Origin of the sequence: Thalassobellus sediminis, from assembly GCF_044386045.1 — a bacterium.
GTDB lineage: Bacteria > Bacteroidota > Bacteroidia > Flavobacteriales > Flavobacteriaceae > Thalassobellus > Thalassobellus sediminis.
This window is the reverse complement of the sequence record NZ_JBISCD010000035.1, coordinates 55,767-74,262: the sequence shown is the minus strand read 5'-3', so window position 1 is coordinate 74,262 and position 18,496 is coordinate 55,767. Positions and strand designations below refer to the sequence as shown.

The window sequence follows — 18,496 nt, the reverse complement described above, 5'->3', positions numbered from 1 at the left end:
AACATTATTTTTTTAACCAGTTACTAGAAAATTCACAGTTTCTATACTCACCACTTACTTTTATATAAGTGTCTAATATTTTTTCCTTTTGCCATTCTTCAATGGTCTTTATTCTTTTTTCATCAAGAGCTAGACCTTTAATTTTTAAATAATCACGTGCATAATCAGCCTCATGATCATCAATTCTATCTGTAACCATTAAAATCTTAAACTTCTTATTTCCTTTTCTATCTTGTTCGGTTTGAATAAGACTAACTTCACCATCTTTTAAATTTTGAATTTGAGAGTATAATTCAGTTTCCATCTTAGTTAATTCAAAATTATAATCTTGTGTGTTTGGATTTATTAATTGACCGCCATCACCTCTAGTCTCTTTTTCATCACTAGCTTCTTTTGCCGCTTCAGCAAAAGTAATATCTCCACTTACAATACGTTCTCTTATTTTATTAAGACGCTCTTTTGCTTCTTTTTCTGCTTCTATAGAAACTTTTGGCATCAAAAGAACATGACTAACAACATATTGTTGTCCCAATATTTTTTCTAAATGAATAATATGAAATCCATAATCTGTTTCAAAAGGATCAGACACTTCTCCTTCCTGAAGTGAAAAAGCTACCTGTCTAAATTCCTTAACCATTTTTGGTTTTTTTCTATCTAATATGTAATGGTAACCTGATTGTTTTATACCAGGGTCTTCTCCATATAAAACAACTTTAGACCTAAAACTAGCACCATTTTCAACGACATCTTTTTTAAACCCCTTTAACCTATCTATAACCTTTTGCTTTTCTTCTGCAGATACTTTTGGCTCTGTAACAATTTGAGCAACTTTAAGTTCTGTTCCAAATCGAGGTCTTTCATCTTTAGGTATTTTATTAAAAAAATCTCTTACCTCCTCAGGAGTAACTTCTACTTCTTCAACAATTTTAGCTTGCATTTTTTGTGCTAAATAATTGCCTTTATTTATTTCGAACATTTCCTCTCTAAAGCTTTTTTCGTCATCTTTGTTATAAAACTTCAACATTCTATCCATAGAACCATTAAACTGCTGTAAAAACTGTTGTATTTGGTAATCTACATTTTGTCGAATTTCTGCATCGGAAACTGGTAAACTATCTTGAATAGCATGATGTGCATATAGTTTATCTTCTAAAAGCTTACCAAATAATTCGCAGTCAGTAATGTTTTTTGCATCATATCCACTAGCTTCTAATTGCAATCTGTTTTTTTCTACATCCGAGTCTAAAACTATATAATCTCCAACAACTGCAGCAACACCATCTACTTTAACAGCTCTATACGTTCTAATTGAATCTACCATTTTAGCATTAACAACAGCAAACAAAGAATCTACAGGTTTATCATTAGCTACATGAAGTGTATCTACCTTAACCTCCTTTGCATCTTCTATTATTTCCTGAGCAGACATAGCATTTACAACTAGTAATGATATGCTTAATAGTAATAGGTTTTTCAAATTAATTGTAAATTTCAAATTGTTTATTTTTAACAGCATCCTTAGTAATATCTTTTTCTAATTTTCTAATAAGTTCTAGCTTTCGCTTATTAATAACGATTTGATCTATCGTTGGCTTTACATACTCTAGAGGAGCCGTATCATTTCGTAACAAAACATCATTAATTTGCATCAAATATACTCCTAATGAATCTTTGAGTTGTACAAAATTAGATTTTTTTAACAGTTGATTTTTATTTTCGGCATTTAAAGCAGGTATTTTATCAATTACCTGATTAATTCGTATCCAAATAGAATCATTTAAGGAATATGATTTAAACTGAATAGAAATAGAATCTAACTCCTTTTTATCTTCTTCATTAAACGATTTAAACTTCTCTTCAATATTCTTAAAATCTATAATATTCTCATCTACATGAATATATCGAAACTTTATAAGTTCTTCATTTAATTTAAATGCTTCTTTATTACCATTATAATAATCTTCGACTTCTTGAATATTTACAATAGTATCTATACTTCTTCTTACCAAAGCATCAAGGTAAGCTTTGGTATACAAATCGTTTTTATATTGGTCTACTAATTTATTAAAAGTTTGTTGCTTCTCTTCACTTAAATTAAGCAATGCACCATCTAAAAACAGTTGCTGAGTAGCCCATTTATTAATAAAATTTTGAACTAAAAGCGTACTGTCTTGCGATACTGTACCTTCCGGTACTAAATCTTTAATATCTTCTTGATATAAATAAACATTATTAACTCTAGCCACAGGAACTCCTCCATCCGTTTTTTTTAAAAACTCGCATGATGTTACAATAATAAGTAATAAAAGAATGAAGGATTTTAAACGCACTTATTGGTTTTTTATTTGAGATTTTACCTTGTTTAAAGTCTCTTGATTAATAACTATTTTATATTTATCTGCTAAATCCTTAAGCCATTTTTCTTCTTTATATGCTTGATAATCTGAAATAACAGCGCCTTTTGCGTCGTCAAACGTTTTTTGTGTTTCTGGCAAGGTTTCTTTTACTTGAACAATTACAAAAGCATTATTATGATTGTATATTTTTGAAACTCCTTTTTCGAACAAGAATCCTTTTGGAAGCGCTTGATGAGTAGCATCCATAATACCGCTGGTAAAAATAACCTCTACTTTATCATTACTGTTAACTAAAGATTTTATCTGATCTAAAGCCATTCCATCAGTCAATAATTTACTAACTTTTTTAAGTGTTTTTTGTTTTGTTGAAGATGCTACTACTGCATCAACTCTTTTAGGTAATGTGTAATTATTTTTGTGATTATTGTAATATTCTTGAACTTCAATAGTATCTGTTTTGGCTGAATTCCAGATGGTATTTTCCATTAAATCAAAAAGTAACAAACCATCTCTATACTCTTCTACAATATGAGCAAATTCTTCATTTTCATTTTCTAAATTATCTTCTTGATATTTAACTAAATTTTCATTTAAAAACGCTTCATATTGATTTAAAACTACAGCATCAAAACTTAATTTAGTATCTACATCTCTTTGTTTTCTTAATAAAAATGCTCCAAAATCGTTGTAGTTAAATTGTTTATCTCCAATTTTAATTAACGGTGTTTTTGCTTTAAAATCATTTGGAAGCTCCCAAGCTCTATTAAAATAATCATCGTTTAAAATAGATGAAAAATATTTTAATGCTGGTTGCTCTGGTGCAACATTATATTTTTCTTTTAATGAGTTATACAATGCTTCATCAATTAATTTTGCTCTAGAGTCACGCTTTACCTTTTGCTCAAGTTCTGGTTTTATAACGTCAAATGAAGGAATAAGTTTTTTATTGTAAAGTTTAACAATATGCCAACCATATTGAGTTTGAAAAGGCTCAGATAGGTCTCCTTCATTATTTAGAGCAAAAGCAACTTCTTCAAATTTTGGCACACTTATCTGTCCGCTAGAAAAAGGAGCTAACATCCCTCCTTTTGAAGCCGTTGCTTTATCATCTGAAAATTGTTTAGCTAAGGCTTCAAAATCTTCACCTTGCTGCAACTTTTTATAAATATCATGAATTCTATCTTTTGGCTTTTCTGCTAAAGAATCTGCTTCGTTTTTAACAACCATAATATGAGCTACAGTTCGTTCGCCCAGAGATTTTCTTTTATCTTCAACATTTATTATATGATAACCAAACCTTGTTCTAAAAGGTTGAGATATCTCTCCTACTGGTGTGTTAAATGCAACTGTTTCAAACTTATAAACCATTTTAAAACCTGAAAAATAACCCAATTCTTCTCCATAAACAGTTTTTCCATTATGAACTTCTTTTCTAACAACCTCAAAACCTTCTTTTAAAGCTCGATTTCGTAATTCTAAAATATTATTATAAGCTACCAAAGTATCTTTTGGACTTGCACTTTCATCAATTTTTATTAAAATATGATTTGCCTTTATATCGTATGAAATTCTTTGATAAGCCTCTTCTATTAAAGCTTCAGTCACCTCAGTATCTGTGACAAAACTTTGAGCCAATTGTTTTCTATAATTTGATAATTCTCTAAGATAAGTTGTTTTTTTATCAAATTCTAAAGCTCTTGCCTCCTTTAACTTCAACTTGTAATTTGTAAAAAGCTTTAAGTACTCATCAACATCTTTTTGAGACTCGTCTTGAACCAAATCTAAATTCTTATTATAAACTCTTAAGAATTCTGATGCATAAACAGTTTCTTCTCCTACTGAAAAAAGCACATCATTTTGAGTAGACTGTCCATTAACTTTAGATAAAAAAAGAATGAATAAAAATAATGAAAAAGACTTTAGTTTCATATGAAATTTTAATTTTTATGGTTTTGACAAAAATACTAATATTAACCTATAATACAAGTTGCTTTAACAAACGCTTTAAAAACAAAATTATTTCCCTTTTTAAAGTATATTTGAATTGTTAATTTTCATAAAAACCATGAGACAATTAAAACTTATTTGGGATTTTCGTGGACCTGATTCACTTAAAATTGCTGAACACCACGAAATTCATTTAAAAGAATATATAGCTATAAAAAAAACGGAACTAAAAATTACTGGTTTTGAACAACTTACTCCTTTACACTGCATTGCCTTTATGGTTGTTAATGAAAATGAAATGAAACCTATACGTGATGCCTTAAAACCACATAGAGGACAAATATTTTCTAATTAGTTGAATCAAAATATTACATCAAACTTTTAATTACCCTAAATTAAAAGGTTAATTCTTTTCTAATTTAAAATTTTATGTATTTTTACATCCACGCAACCGTTTGCGTAAACATAAATAGAAATTAAAAACATCATGCAATTACTAAAAAAAATCATCTGCCTAAGCATTACTTTGATGCTATTTACAAATGTTATTTCATCTCAAACAAATGAAAAAAATAGAGTTATTATATTATCTGATATTGAAGCAGACCCAGATGACACACAATCCTTCGTTAGATTGTTTCTATACTCTAATCAAATAGATATTAAAGGCATTGTGGCTACTACTTCGTGTTGGCATCAAAACATGATAAACCCTATTTCTATAGAAAAAATTATTAGTGCTTATGATAAAATACAGCCTAACCTTTTAAAACATGAAGCTAGTTTTCCTGTTGCACAAGATTTACTGTCTGTTTTAAAAGACGGGTTACCTGTTTACGGTATGAAAGGCGTTGGTAAAGGAAAAGATTCAGAAGGTTCAGAATGGATTATAGATGTTTTAGAAGAAAAAGATGATCGTCCGTTATGGATATCTGTTTGGGGTGGCGTAAATACTTTAGCACAATCACTCTATAAAATTAAAAAAACCAAGAGTAAAAAAGAAGCTAAGAGACTAATATCTAAACTTAGAGTTTATACAATTTCCGATCAAGATGATAGCGGTATTTGGATTAGAAATAACTTTCCAGACTTATTCTATATAGTGAGTCCAGGCGATGAATATAAAAATGCTACATGGACAGGTATTAACACCTTTATAAAAGGTATAGACAACACCACTATTAGTAATTCTTGGTTAGAAGAAAACATTCAACAAGACCACGGACCTCTAGGCGCTATATATCCTGATGTAGCTTGGGGAGTTGAAGGCGATACACCTGCATTTTTATCATTAATCCCTAATGGTTTAAACGAATCTGAACACCCAGAATGGGGTGCTTGGGGAGGACGCTACGAATTATATATACCAGATTTTTCTAAAACAAAAGATGGAAGTTCTATAGTGCCAATTGCTCCTGAAACTAGAAAGATATGGACCAATGCCAATGATAACTATGCTCCATTTATTAAGAAGCAATTTGGACGTAGTGTAGTTAGAGACACACTTATATTTAACGACTTTAAGTCTACTTTATGGCGCTGGAGAGATGAGTTTCAAAATGATTTTGCAGCGCGTATGGATTGGTGTATTAAAAACTATGAAGACGCCAATCATCCACCTGTACCAATATTATTACACCCAGATCACATCACATTAAAATCTGGCGAAAGTTTTGATTTAGATGCTTTAGACTCTACAGATCCTGATGGTGACAATCTAAGTTTTATGTGGTTTAATTATGTAGAAGAAAGTTCGTATAAGAAAGAAATAATTTTATCTGCTCCTAATGTACATGTTGCTAATTTTACAGCTCCTGAAGTTAACAAAAAGGAAACCATACATTTTATTCTAAAATTATCAGATAAAGGAGAGCCTAATCTAACAAGATACAAACGAGTTATTGTTACTGTGTTACCTAAATAACTCCATTTTAAAAATTAAAAAAACCACTTTAATAAAAGTGGTTTTTTTTATGTAAAATTTTAAACTAATAACTTAAGTACGTTTAGAAATTTTTGCTAATCGTGCCGCTTTTTTCTCTTTTGGAGTTAAAACAGCTTCTTTTATATATTCTTTTAAGACCCATTGTTTTTTTTTACAATATTTAAGATAATAAGTTTTAGAAAACCAAACTTTAAACTCAATTTTAAATTCCACTTTTCTTTACTTACTTAAAATAAGTATACAATATATTCTTGTCAATATTTTAACTTAAAGAAGTTAAATATAGAACAATTATAACCATCTTATTTTATTAAATTTACATTCTTAATCACAACTAAATAAAACACCATGAAAATACTAGCCATAGGAAAAAATTATGTAACCAATAAAGCAGATATTAGTGCTAATAAAAGCGGAAAACAAATAATCTTTTCTAAACCAGAATCTAGCCTTGTAAAAAACAATAAAGATGTTATTTATCCAAATTTTACGAACCAATTAAACTACGAAGTTGAATTAGTTATAAAAATAGGAAAGAAAGGAAAAGACATTGCCCTTACTGATGCAGCATCCTACATTTCAGAAATTGGTGTAGGTATAGATTATACTGCAAAAGATGTTTTTAATGCATGCAGAGAAACTAAAGGCCCTTGGGACTTAGGAAAAGGTTTTGATGGTGCTGCGCCAATATCTAATTTTAAACCAGTTTCGAAATTCTCTAAACTTGACAATATCAATTTTAACTTAGTTATTAACGGTGAAGAAAAGCAAGTTGGAAATACAGCTTTAATGATTTACAATTTTAGTGATATTATTACTTTCACATCTAAATACATGACTTTAGAACCTGGCGATCTTATTTTTACAGGCACACCTGCTGTTGGAGCTGGAGAAATCCATAGAGGAGATCATTTACAAGCGTCTATTGAAGGTGAATTGCTTCTAGATTTTAAAATGATTTAAACAAATAACATCTCTTTATTTCAGAAATATAAATTTATTTGATGAAAAACTCCATTGCAGAACGGGTTAATGATTTTTTAAAAAACTACCCACCTTTTAATCTTTTAAAGCTTGAGGATTTACTAAAAATTTCTTCTCAAGTATCTATAATCTATCTAGAAAAAGGTGACAACTTATTTAAAAAAGGTGATAGCTTTAACGACCATTTTTATATAGTTAGAAATGGAGGAATAGCTTTATTACACACAACAGTAAATAATATTCAAGAAATTATAAATATAAGTGATGCTGGAGATGTATTTGGAGTAAGACCACTTATAACTAAAGAAGATTATAAGCTAACTGCTGCTGCTAATGAAGAATCTATTGTTTATGCTATTCCTATAAATATATTTGAAACAGTTACAAACAATAATGCTAAAGTTTATAAATTTTTAATTACTGCTTTTGCTACAAATTCATACGATCCTTACACAGCAGAAGAAACAGGTAAAATATTTGGAGATTATTTACCAAATAATTCTCAAGATATTGTAAACTTTCAAACAGCAAACTACACAAAAAAGCCCATTACTTGTAAAATAGATTCATCGTTAAAAGATGCAGCAATTAAAATGAGTGCTAATAAAATTGGCTGTATTATTGTTGTTGATAAGCAAAAAAAACCTTTAGGTATAATTACAAATAGCGATATTAAAAACAAAATCGCAACAGGATTATTCCCTATCGAAACATCGGTTAGTAATATTATGAATTCCCCAGTAATATCTAGCAAAAAAGATTTAACTGTAGCCGATGGACAACTTCAAATGATTAAGCACAACATCGGTCATTTATGCATCACAAAAGATGGCACTGTAAACTCTAAACTTATTGGTGTTTTAACCCATCATGATGTTTTAGTTACTTTAGGAAATAACCCTTCGGTAATTTTAAAAGAAATAAAACGGGCAAAACGGACTAAAAAACTTAGAGTCGCCAGGTTAAAAGCCAAAACATTAATTAAAAGTTATTTAGAACAAAACATTCCTTTATCTCATATTGTTAAAATAATTTCACAAATTAATGACGCTGTAACAGTTCGTGCTGTAGAAATAGCTTTAAAAAAAATGCCCACACCACCTCCTGTTCCTTTTTCTTGGATGGCAATTGGTAGTCAAGGTAGAAAAGAACAATTACTTTTTACAGATCAGGATAACGCTATTGTGTTTCAAGATGTCACAGAAGATAAATACGAAGAAACTCAAACCTATTTTCTAGAATTAGCAAAACTAGTTACTAAATCTTTAAACAAAATAGGATTTGAATATTGCGAAGCCGACATGATGGCTAGTAATAAAGAATGGTGTAAACCTATTTCAGAATGGAAATCACAATTTAGTAGTTGGGTTTTAAACCCTGATGACAAAGCCATATTACTATCATCTATTTTTTTCGATTTTAATTGTGTTTATGGTGACAAAAGTTTAATAGAAGACTTATCTAATTCTATTTTTAAAGCGTTAGATGAAACCTCACTATTTTTCAAATTCCTAGGAAGAGACGCTCTTAAAAACCCATCTCCACTGGGGCTTTTTAAACAATTTGTATTAGAAAAAAACAATAAAGAAAAAGACCTTTTTAATATAAAAAGCAGAGCACTTATGCCGCTAATTGATGCGGCTAGATTACTTATTTTAAGTAAAAAAATAAAGGGTATAAATAACACGTCTCTACGTTATGAAAAATTAGCAGAGATAGAACCCAACAATAAAGAACTTTATGAATCATGCTCTTATGCTTTTAAGGCTTTATCGAAATTTAAAACCAAACAAGGCTTACTTCATAATAATTCGGGAAAATTCATAAAAATAGAAACCTTAACAAAAGAAGAACAATTAAAATTAAAACGCTGTTTTAAACCCATTAGTGAAATTCAAGAAACATTAAAATTAAGATTCGATTTAAAAAATTTTATATAATATGAGTTTTAATTGGCCTTTTAAAAAACAACCTAAATATCCTGATTTTTGGTTAGAATATATAAATTGTTTTAAAAACAAAAACAATATTGATATTAACAACTCTCGTTTTATTGCTTTTGACACAGAAACTACTGGTTTTGATAAAAAAGAAGATCGGATTTTATCTATTGGAGCCGTTTCATTTATTGGAAAAACAATTGAAGTAAATAAAAGTTTAGAGTTATATTTAGAACAAGATGTTTTCAAAGCTGAAACCGTTAAAATTCATGGCTTAATGAAAAAAGGTTTATTAAATAAAGTATCCGAATTAGAAGCCATCAAATCTTTTTTAGAATATATAAAAAATGATATTTTAATTGCACATCATGCTAGTTTTGATAAGCGTATGATAAACGAAATGCTTTCAAGACATGGTTTAGGAAAACTAAAAAACAAGTTTATTGATACAGGCGTTTTATACAAAAAGTCTTTACATATTATTTATCAAGACAACACAAAACCTTATACGTTAGATTATTTATGTAAAGAGCTAAATGTACCTACAATTGACAGACATACTGCTACTGGCGATTCGCTTATTACAGCTTTTGTTTTTTTGAAGATTTTATCGAGACTTGATAAAAAAAAGCATTTAAGCTGGGGATATTTGTTGAATAGATAGTAATTATCTTTTTTAAATAAGCTTTAAGAAGTATATAAAAAGTTACTTTATTTATCTTCAACTAAAACCTGAACATTATGGGTAATAGGAAAATTACAAGAATTAGCAATAAAACACAAACTATTCGCTTTTTCGTGTAAACTTAAAGCAAGTTTCTTTTTTGCTTCATCTTTTATTTTAATTATTGGATTTAAAGTTGCCTTAGTAAAATGTCCACTACCTGATGATTCAACTTCTAAAATAGCTTCAGCATTATCAGTATAAGACAAAACCTCAATATTATTTTGCGAACACATATATAAATAAGACATCATATGGCAGGAAGCTAATGCCGAAAGCAATAAATCTTCAGGATTATAAAGTTCACTATCGCCCCTAAACATTTTAGCAGCCGACATTTTTAAATCAAAAGTTTTATTATCAATTTTAACAATATGAGCTCTATTATATGATTTTGAATCTATAGTTGTTTCATCTTTTGATGCTTTCCAATTTACATGAGCTTTAAAAGTATGATTCATAGAACATTTTTTTATTTATATAATTTTTAATTAAAGAAAAACCGTATTACCAATAATTTATGGCAATACGGTTTAACATTTAATGGATTTAATAACTTATTTTACATTATCTATAATGTCTTGAACTACTTCTGGATTCAATAATGTACTCGTATCTCCTAAATTACTGGTGTCTTTACAAGCTATTTTTCGTAAAATACGACGCATAATTTTTCCAGAACGTGTTTTTGGTAAGCCACTTGTAAACTGAATTTTATCTAATTTAGCAATGGGTCCTATATGCTCTGTAATAATTTGATTAATTTCTTTGCGAACATTATTATGGTCTCTAGTTTCTCCAAAGTCTTTTAATATAACGTATCCGTATAATGCGTTTCCTTTTATATCATGTGGGAATCCTACAATAGCAGACTCTGCAACTGCTGGATGCTCGTTAATAGCATCTTCAATTGGTGCAGTACCTAAATTATGTCCTGAAACAATAATAACATCATCTACACGACCTGTTATTCTGTAATATCCTACCTCATCGCGTAATGCACCGTCACCTGTAAAATATTTATTTTCATAAGCTGAAAAATAAGTATCCTTATAGCGTTGATGATTCCCCCAAATTGTACGTGCCATACTTGGCCAAGGGAACTTAATACATAAACGCCCATCTACTTGATTCCCTTTTAATTCTTTACCGTTTTCATCCATTAATGCTGGCTGAACACCTATAAAAGGCAAAGTCGCGTAAGTGGGTTTTGTAGGTGTTACAAACGGAATTGGACTAATCATTATACCTCCTGTTTCGGTTTGCCACCAAGTATCTACAATAGGGCTTTTATTTTTTCCAATATTATCATTATACCAATGCCATGCTTCTTCATTAATAGGTTCACCAACTGATCCTAAAACTTTAAGAGATGATAAATCATATTTATCAACCAACTCCAATCCTTGCTTAGCTAAGGCTCTAATAGCGGTTGGTGCAGTGTAAAACTGATTTACTTTATGTTTTTCTACAACTTCCCAAAAACGTCCGAAATCGGGATAACTTGGCACACCTTCAAACATTACGGTTGTAGCTCCGTTTGCCAAAGGACCGTAAACAATATAACTATGACCTGTAATCCAACCAATATCTGCAGTACACCAATACACATCATTTTCTCTATATTGAAACACATTTTTGAAGGTATATGCTGTATAAACCATATAACCTCCTGTGGTATGAACCATTCCTTTTGGTTTCCCAGTAGATCCTGAGGTATATAAAATAAATAATGGATCTTCAGCATCCATTGTTTCTGCTTCACAAATTATAGACGCTTTATTTAAAAGAGGTTGCAACCATTGGTCACGACCTGTTTTCATATTTACTTCTGTATTAATTCTTTTTGCTACTAAAACAGATTCTACTCCATTACAACTTTCTAACGCTTCATCTACAATACCTTTTAAATCAATTGTTTTCGCTCCACGATATGAACCATCACTTGTAATAACCATTTTGCAATCAGAATCATTAATTCTAGTTGATAAAGCTGTTGCTGAAAAACCAGCAAAAACAACTGAATGTATAGCTCCAATTCTAGCGCAAGCCAAAACAGAAATAGCTAATTCAGGAATCATTGGTAAATAAATACAAACACGATCTCCTTTTTTGATACCCTGATCTTTTAAAACATTAGCAAACTGATTAACACGCTCGTGTAATTGCCTATAAGTAATATGTTCGGCAGGATCTTTGGGGTCATTTGGTTCAAACAGGATAGCCGTTTTATCTGCACGAGTTGCTAAATGTCTATCAATACAGTTTTCAGTTATATTAAGTTGAGCACCCTCAAACCATTTAACTTCGGGCTTACTAAAATCCCAACTTAAAACATTATCCCATTTTTTACGCCACAAAAAATGTTCTTCAGCTACTTCTTCCCAAAAACTCTCTGGGTCTCTAACTGATTTTCTATAAACTTGATAATATTCTTCTAAATGTTTAATGTGATAATTACTCATACTGCTATCTAAAATATTCTATTTTCTTTTTAATGTGTTGCCTCACCTGCACCACTTGGTATTCTTATGTTTTCTACAATTTCTTGTACGTCTTGTGGCGGATCTGGTGTGAATTTCATAATAATGATAGATACTATAAAATTTAAAACCATGGCCACAGTACCGAATCCTTCTGGAGAAATACCAAACCACCATTCGCTTTTGTTTGGAACAACATCATCAAACCAGCCTAATCTATATTTAACCATATATAACAACATGGCTACAATACCTACTACCATACCAGCTATAGCGCCTTCTTTATTCATTTTTTTATAAAAAATTCCTAATATAATGGCAGGAAAAAAGGATGCTGCTGCTAGACCAAACGCTAAAGCAACTGTTGCTGCTACAAAGCCTGGTGGATTAATTCCGAAATAACCGGCAACACATACTGCTACTACTGCCGATAAACGTGCAGCTACTAGTTCTCCTTTTTCTGAAATATTAGGATTTACTATTTTCTTAATTAAATCATGAGAAACTGATGATGAAATTACTAATAATAAACCTGCTGCTGTTGATAAAGCTGCTGCCAATGCTCCTGCTGCAACTAAAGCAATTACCCAATTTGGTAGTTTTGCTATTTCAGGATTAGCCAAAACCATAATATCTTTATCTACTTTTAATTCATTAACAGACTCATCGGCTACATACTGGATGATACCATCTTTATTTTTATCGTTAAACACAATTAAACCCGTAGTTTCCCATTTTTTAAACCATTCTGGCATATTAGCATATGGTTGGTTAGAAACCGTTTCAATCATGTTTGTTCTAGCAAAAACAGAAACTGCTGGAGCAGCTGTATACAAAATAACGATAAGTAATAATGCTAAACCTGCCGATTTACGAGCATCTTTAACTTTCTTAACAGTAAAGAAACGTACAATAACGTGTGGTAAACCTGCTGTACCAACCATTAAAGCAAATGTAATTGCAAAAATATCTATAGTAGATTTAGAACCTTCTGTATATTCAGCAAAACCAAGATCGGTACTCAAGCCATCTAATTTATCTAGTAAATAAGTACCAGATCCATCTGCCAATGTACTACCAAATCCTAATTGAGGTATTGGGTTTCCTGTCATTTGAATAGATATAAAAATAACAGGTACCATAAAAGCAAAAATCAATACACAGTATTGTGCTACTTGCGTATATGTGATACCTTTCATACCTCCTAGTACAGCATAAAATAATACAATTAGCATTCCTATTATAACACCTGTATTAATATCGACCTCTAAGAAACGAGAAAATACGAGTCCAACACCTCTCATTTGTCCTGCAACATACGTAAACGATACTAAAAGTGCACAAATAACACCTACTAAACGTGCTGTGTTAGAATAGTAACGATCTCCTATAAAATCGGGTACTGTAAATTTTCCAAACTTTCTTAAATATGGCGCTAATAATAATGCTAAAAGCACATAACCACCTGTCCATCCCATAAGATACACGGCACCATCATAGCCATCAAAAGAAATAATTCCTGCCATAGAAATAAATGACGCAGCACTCATCCAATCAGCAGCTGTAGCCATTCCATTAGCTAAAGGTGAAACACCTCCTCCAGCAACATAAAACTCTTTGGTTGATCCGGCTCGGGTCCAGATAGCAATACCAATATAAATTGCAAATGTTACGCCTACTAAAATGTACGTCCAATTTTGTACACCTATGCCTTCAATTAATAAACTATGCATCATATCCGTATTTTTTATCAAGTTTATTCATTAAGCGAACATATACAAAAATCAAAACAACAAAGACATACATAGACCCTTGTTGTGCAAACCAGAAACCTAGTTTAAAACCCCCAATTCTAATAGTGTTTAATGTGTCTTTAAATAAAATTCCTGCTCCGAATGAAACTATAAACCATATTGCTAAAAGTATGAGAACATACCTTATATTTTCTTTCCAATAGGCTTTTGCATTACTTTTTGTCATTTCTTAATTTAATTTAGTTGGTTGTTTTTAAATGTATTTAGTATTATAAATCTTCAATAATTTTAATAAAATAATTTATTGAAAACTAACAAAAATCATATTTTATATTATTTAAAAAATACAAAGTCGCTAATATAATATTAAAAACATTAACTACTATCATGATCTTACATGAACTAATAATAAAAACACACACTACCATTTAGTAAAATAATATTGACAATTTTAAACAAATTTTTATTTTATGTAATTTAAAATTTAAAAGTATCTTTATATCAACCAAACCAAATTGTATTGCATACCAACCGTTTATATTTTATTGATGCCGTAAGAGCCTTTGCTATACTAATGATGCTTCAAGGCCATTTTATTGACACACTCTTAGATCCTATTTACAAAGACTCATCTAAAACTGCTTTTGTTATATGGTCTTACTTTAGAGGTATTACAGCACCAGTATTTTTCACTATTTCTGGTCTAATATTTACATATTTACTACTACGTGCTCATGCTAAAGGCAATGACCAACCTAGAATAAAAAAAGGACTCTTTAGAGGCTTGCTACTAATAATTATAGGTTATAGTCTCAGAGTTAATTTAATGAATTGGTTTTATGGGAATTTTAATTCTTATTTTTTAGTAGTTGATGTATTGCAATGTATTGGATTAGCATTAATCATTCTAGTCTGTTTACATATTCTCTTAAAAAAACACAGCTACTTATTTGCATGTGTGCTTTTAGCAATTGGTTGCTTTTCTTTTTTATCTGAACCGCTTTATAGAAATTTAGTTATAAACAACCTGCCTCTTATTATTGCCAACTATATGACAAAAATAAACGGCTCTGTTTTCACCATTTTACCTTGGTTAGGCTATTCTGCTTTTGGTGCTTTTATTTCTACCGTATTTTTTAGACATGCGCATCGTAATCGTTTTAAAATAGTTACTATACTTACATTTTTTGCAATAGGAATTTTACTTATGTTTTTTTCTACATGGTTTCTTTTAAAACTAAATACTTTTACAGGTATTGAATTATTAAAACGAAGTGCCGATTACAATTACCTTTTTTCTCGTTTTGGAAATGTACTCATCCTGTTTGGTCTTTTTTATGCATTTGAAAATTTCTTAAAACAATCTATTATTTCTAGAATAGGAGAAAAAACACTATCCATTTATGTGATACATTTTATTATTCTTTTTGGAAGTTATACCGGTTATGGCTTAAAACGGTTTTTAAATCAATCTTTAAATCCCACTGAAGCCATTTTAGGCGCTTTACTATTTATAGCCATAGTCTGTTTTATTTCATTTTATTATATAAAAACAAATCACTTTGTTTATAATTTAGCTAGGAAATTAATTGACAAATTCAAAAAACAAACACATTCACTAAAAGATTAACTTCAATACACTTTTTTGAATATTAGTAACATCGGCTTTTACAAAAGTTTCTTCTTAAAGGTTTTAATTATACTTATCTAAAAAAAACATTTTTACGTTTCAAAAGAATACAATTAAAACCTCAAATAGAAAAATATTAAAATCAACAAATTAATATTCTTCTCCAAAGGAATTTCAAAATCCTACACAACAACTAAATTGTAAGATTTTTTTGTTTTTAAATATAGTTTTATTACATTTGAACAGATTTATAAGTATTTTATCGATTATTTAAGTTTTAAAACACATAATATGAAACAAAAAAACATTTTAAAATCTATTGTTTTTTTATTAGTATTAGTAATTCATACTAATAAAATAGAAGCTCAAGAAGTCCTTTTAACTTCAGGAAATAGTACAACAGATACTGGAGGTTCTGTTAGTTATTCTGTTGGTCAAATAATGCAACAGAATGCAACCAGCTCAAATGGTACTGTTATTAAAGGCATTCAATTTAATTTTGATGCTTCAAGTTTAACGGTTATAGATTTAGAAACCAATCTAGATGTTTCAACCTATCCAAATCCAACTACGTCTATTTTAAATATTCAAATTGATGATTTTAAACCGAAAGCAATGTCTTACAAACTATTAGATATTTCTGGAAAATTAATAACCAGCGGAACCATTAAAGATAAAACTACTATGATTAATGTAAACCACTTAGAAATGGCTACCTATCTTCTAAAAATTAATAATACACATAACCACACAACCAAAACATTTAAAATAATTAAAAATTAATCCGATGAAAAAACTAGCCCTAATTATAATTTTACTGTTAGTCTCAATTTCTATTGAAGCACAAACACCGGAAAAATTAAGTTATCAAGCTATTATTAGAAATTCTAGCGACGAAATTTTAGCCAACCAACCTATTGGTATACAAATTAGCATATTACAAAGTTCTGCTAGTGGAACTGCTGTTTATACCGAAACACAAAACCCAAGCACGAATGCTAACGGTTTAATTTCTATTGAAATTGGCAACGGAACATCTAGTGACGATTTCACAACCATAGACTGGTCTGCAAACACCTATTTTATTAAAACTGAAATAGATCCTACTGGAGGAAGTGCATATAATATAACAAGCACAAGCCAATTAATGAGTGTACCTTATGCTTTGTACGCCAAAACATCTGGTAGTTCAACCCCTGGACCTAAAGGAGACAAAGGTGATAAAGGAGACCAAGGCGATACTGGTGCACAAGGACTAAAAGGTGATAAAGGTGATCAAGGCGATACTGGTGAACAAGGACTAAAAGGTGACAAAGGAGACAAAGGGGATACTGGTGCAACTGGACCAAAAGGAGACAAAGGGGATACTGGTGCTGACGGAAACGATGTAACTGAATTACCAACCGGAGGAACAGATGGACAAGTTTTAAAAACAAATGGTTCTGGAACCTATACATGGACTAACCAAACTACAGATACTCAACTTACCGAAACTCAAGTTGATAATTATGTTAGTGATAATGGCTATTTAACCTCTGTAACTGAAAGTAACATTTCTGGTACTATAGCCATAAATAAAATAACAAATTTACAAACAGCTCTTGATGCAAAACAAGCTAACATTGGTGACGGCGACCTAACAATTGCTCGTACTAGCGGTTTACAAACTGCTTTAGATTCGAAACAAGACGCGATTGCTGATGGCGACTTAACCATTGCCAAAACAGATGGTTTACAAACGGCTCTTGATGCTAAGTTAGAAACCGAAACACAAAACCTAGAAGACGTTTTAACAGAAAGTAACGATGCTAATGAAAAAAGTATTGTTAATGTTAACCAAATTGCAGTGGGTACAGATACGCCTAATGCCAGTGCTGCTGTAGACATAAGCTCTACAACAGGCGCTTTACTATTACCTAGACTAAATGAAACCGAACGTGATAATTTAACGGCAGTTCCTGGTATGGTAATTTATAACACCGATACTAACAAGTTTCAAGGTTATAGAGCTGCAACTGGAAATGGTGTAGACCAATCACAAGAAACCCAGAACGATGACAGACTAATGGATGATTCATCACAAAGTTTTACTGCAGGGTTTTCTGGAGCTTTAACACAAGTTGACGTTTATTTGGAGGAATCTTTCTTAGCTGACAATAACATAACCTTTACATTAAGAGATGGTGCTGGAACATCTGGCACCATCCTTTTCACTCAAGCTATGCCAACAGTTTCTGGAAACTATACATGGTATTCCGTTACAATTTCAGGAGTAACATTAGTTGCTGGTAACCAATATACAATTTCTTGCATTTCTTCTAATGGTCCTGATAGTGCAAGATGGGGTCGCGATTCTTCAGACACCTATAGCGGTGGAGATGCCTACTACAATGGTGCTGCACAATCGAGCGATTTTTGCTTTAGAACTTATAATGCTAATAATATTCATGATTGGACAGATTTACATTAAAAAATTACAAAATACACATAAAAAAAAAAGCTGTCTTTTATAGTAAAGACAGCTTTTTTTTATGCGTATAATTTTCAACTTTGTGTTCTATTTATTGTCATGTCGAAATGAGGTACGATTGAGATATCGCATCTTTATTATATTTACTAACTTTATGTAATTTCTTCATTTCGTAGAAATGACACAATAACTCACATTTGGTTTGTTTTTTTTTAATAAGCTATAACATTTACTAAAACACGCTCTTAAATATTTAAAACTC

16 protein-coding genes are annotated in these 18,496 nt (G+C 30.5%); 8 read left to right on the top strand and 8 right to left on the bottom strand.

Annotated features, from left to right (window positions below; genetic code table 11):
• Positions 1–4: 4 nt before the first annotated feature.
• Genes ACH5TW_RS01190 through ACH5TW_RS01180 form a run of 3 tightly spaced genes read right to left on the bottom strand, consistent with a single transcriptional unit; the run spans position 5 to position 4,286 of the window.
• Complete coding sequence (locus tag ACH5TW_RS01190) at positions 5–1,516, bottom strand: peptidylprolyl isomerase (RefSeq protein ID WP_439334648.1); 1,512 nt, start codon at positions 1,514–1,516, stop codon at positions 5–7.
• The gene (locus tag ACH5TW_RS01185) at positions 1,479–2,330 is read right to left on the bottom strand and encodes a peptidyl-prolyl cis-trans isomerase (protein WP_439334647.1); all 852 of its coding nucleotides are present in this window, start codon (positions 2,328–2,330) and stop codon (positions 1,479–1,481) included. Before ACH5TW_RS01185 ends, ACH5TW_RS01190 begins: the two co-directional genes overlap by 38 nt.
• Positions 2,331–4,286 (bottom strand): peptidylprolyl isomerase, encoded by a 1,956-nt coding sequence (locus ACH5TW_RS01180; protein WP_439334646.1) that lies wholly within the window; start codon positions 4,284–4,286, stop codon positions 2,331–2,333.
• Positions 4,287–4,422: 136 nt separating this feature from the next.
• On the opposite strand from ACH5TW_RS01180, the gene ACH5TW_RS01175 reads away from it, so the two are divergent.
• Both ACH5TW_RS01175 and ACH5TW_RS01170 read left to right on the top strand, forming a co-directional pair.
• Positions 4,423–4,659: a hypothetical protein gene (locus ACH5TW_RS01175; RefSeq protein WP_439334645.1), complete on the top strand. Its 237-nt coding sequence runs from the start codon at positions 4,423–4,425 to the stop codon at positions 4,657–4,659.
• 132 nt (positions 4,660–4,791) lie between these two features.
• Entirely contained in the window at positions 4,792–6,228 is a 1,437-nt protein-coding gene (locus ACH5TW_RS01170) for a DUF1593 domain-containing protein (RefSeq protein ID WP_439334644.1), read from the top strand.
• 72 nt (positions 6,229–6,300) lie between these two features.
• Here the strand turns inward: ACH5TW_RS01170 and ACH5TW_RS01165 are convergent, their stop codons facing one another.
• Complete coding sequence (locus ACH5TW_RS01165) at positions 6,301–6,462, bottom strand: hypothetical protein (protein WP_439334643.1); 162 nt, start codon at positions 6,460–6,462, stop codon at positions 6,301–6,303.
• Between the two features lie 135 nt (positions 6,463–6,597).
• Between ACH5TW_RS01165 and ACH5TW_RS01160 the strand changes: the two genes are divergently transcribed.
• From ACH5TW_RS01160 to ACH5TW_RS01150, 3 genes are read left to right on the top strand one after another with little or no spacing between them, the layout of a single operon-like run.
• On the top strand, positions 6,598–7,212 hold the full coding sequence (locus ACH5TW_RS01160; protein ID WP_439334642.1) for a fumarylacetoacetate hydrolase family protein: 615 nt from the start codon (positions 6,598–6,600) through the stop codon (positions 7,210–7,212).
• Between the two features lie 41 nt (positions 7,213–7,253).
• A complete protein-coding gene (locus ACH5TW_RS01155) occupies positions 7,254–9,173 on the top strand; it encodes a DUF294 nucleotidyltransferase-like domain-containing protein (RefSeq protein WP_439334641.1) in 1,920 nt (639 codons plus the stop codon).
• 1 nt (position 9,174) lies between these two features.
• On the top strand, positions 9,175–9,837 hold the full coding sequence (locus tag ACH5TW_RS01150) for a 3'-5' exonuclease (protein ID WP_439334640.1): 663 nt from the start codon (positions 9,175–9,177) through the stop codon (positions 9,835–9,837).
• Positions 9,838–9,884: 47 nt separating this feature from the next.
• Here ACH5TW_RS01150 and ACH5TW_RS01145 read toward each other — a convergent pair whose 3' ends face one another.
• From ACH5TW_RS01145 to ACH5TW_RS01130, 4 genes are all read right to left on the bottom strand, one after another.
• Positions 9,885–10,358: an OsmC family protein gene (locus ACH5TW_RS01145; RefSeq protein WP_439334639.1), complete on the bottom strand. Its 474-nt coding sequence runs from the start codon at positions 10,356–10,358 to the stop codon at positions 9,885–9,887.
• A 96-nt stretch (positions 10,359–10,454) separates the two neighbouring features.
• A complete protein-coding gene (gene acs, locus ACH5TW_RS01140; RefSeq protein ID WP_439334638.1) occupies positions 10,455–12,362 on the bottom strand; it encodes an acetate--CoA ligase in 1,908 nt (635 codons plus the stop codon).
• Between the two features lie 29 nt (positions 12,363–12,391).
• Positions 12,392–14,116 (bottom strand): sodium:solute symporter family protein, encoded by a 1,725-nt coding sequence (locus ACH5TW_RS01135; RefSeq protein WP_439334637.1) that lies wholly within the window; start codon positions 14,114–14,116, stop codon positions 12,392–12,394.
• Positions 14,106–14,360, bottom strand: coding sequence for a DUF4212 domain-containing protein (locus ACH5TW_RS01130; RefSeq protein WP_439334636.1), 255 nt, complete (start codon positions 14,358–14,360; stop codon positions 14,106–14,108). Before ACH5TW_RS01130 ends, ACH5TW_RS01135 begins: the two co-directional genes overlap by 11 nt.
• A gap of 294 nt (positions 14,361–14,654) precedes the next feature.
• Between ACH5TW_RS01130 and ACH5TW_RS01125 the strand changes: the two genes are divergently transcribed.
• From ACH5TW_RS01125 to ACH5TW_RS01115, 3 genes are all read left to right on the top strand, one after another.
• Positions 14,655–15,764, top strand: coding sequence for a heparan-alpha-glucosaminide N-acetyltransferase domain-containing protein (locus ACH5TW_RS01125; RefSeq protein WP_439334635.1), 1,110 nt, complete (start codon positions 14,655–14,657; stop codon positions 15,762–15,764).
• Between the two features lie 291 nt (positions 15,765–16,055).
• On the top strand, positions 16,056–16,547 hold the full coding sequence (locus tag ACH5TW_RS01120; protein ID WP_439334634.1) for a T9SS type A sorting domain-containing protein: 492 nt from the start codon (positions 16,056–16,058) through the stop codon (positions 16,545–16,547).
• Between the two features lie 4 nt (positions 16,548–16,551).
• Positions 16,552–18,234 carry a phage tail-like protein gene (locus tag ACH5TW_RS01115; protein ID WP_439334633.1) on the top strand — a complete coding sequence of 561 codons (1,683 nt, stop codon included), beginning with the start codon at positions 16,552–16,554 and terminating at the stop codon, positions 18,232–18,234.
• Positions 18,235–18,496 lie beyond the last annotated feature (262 nt).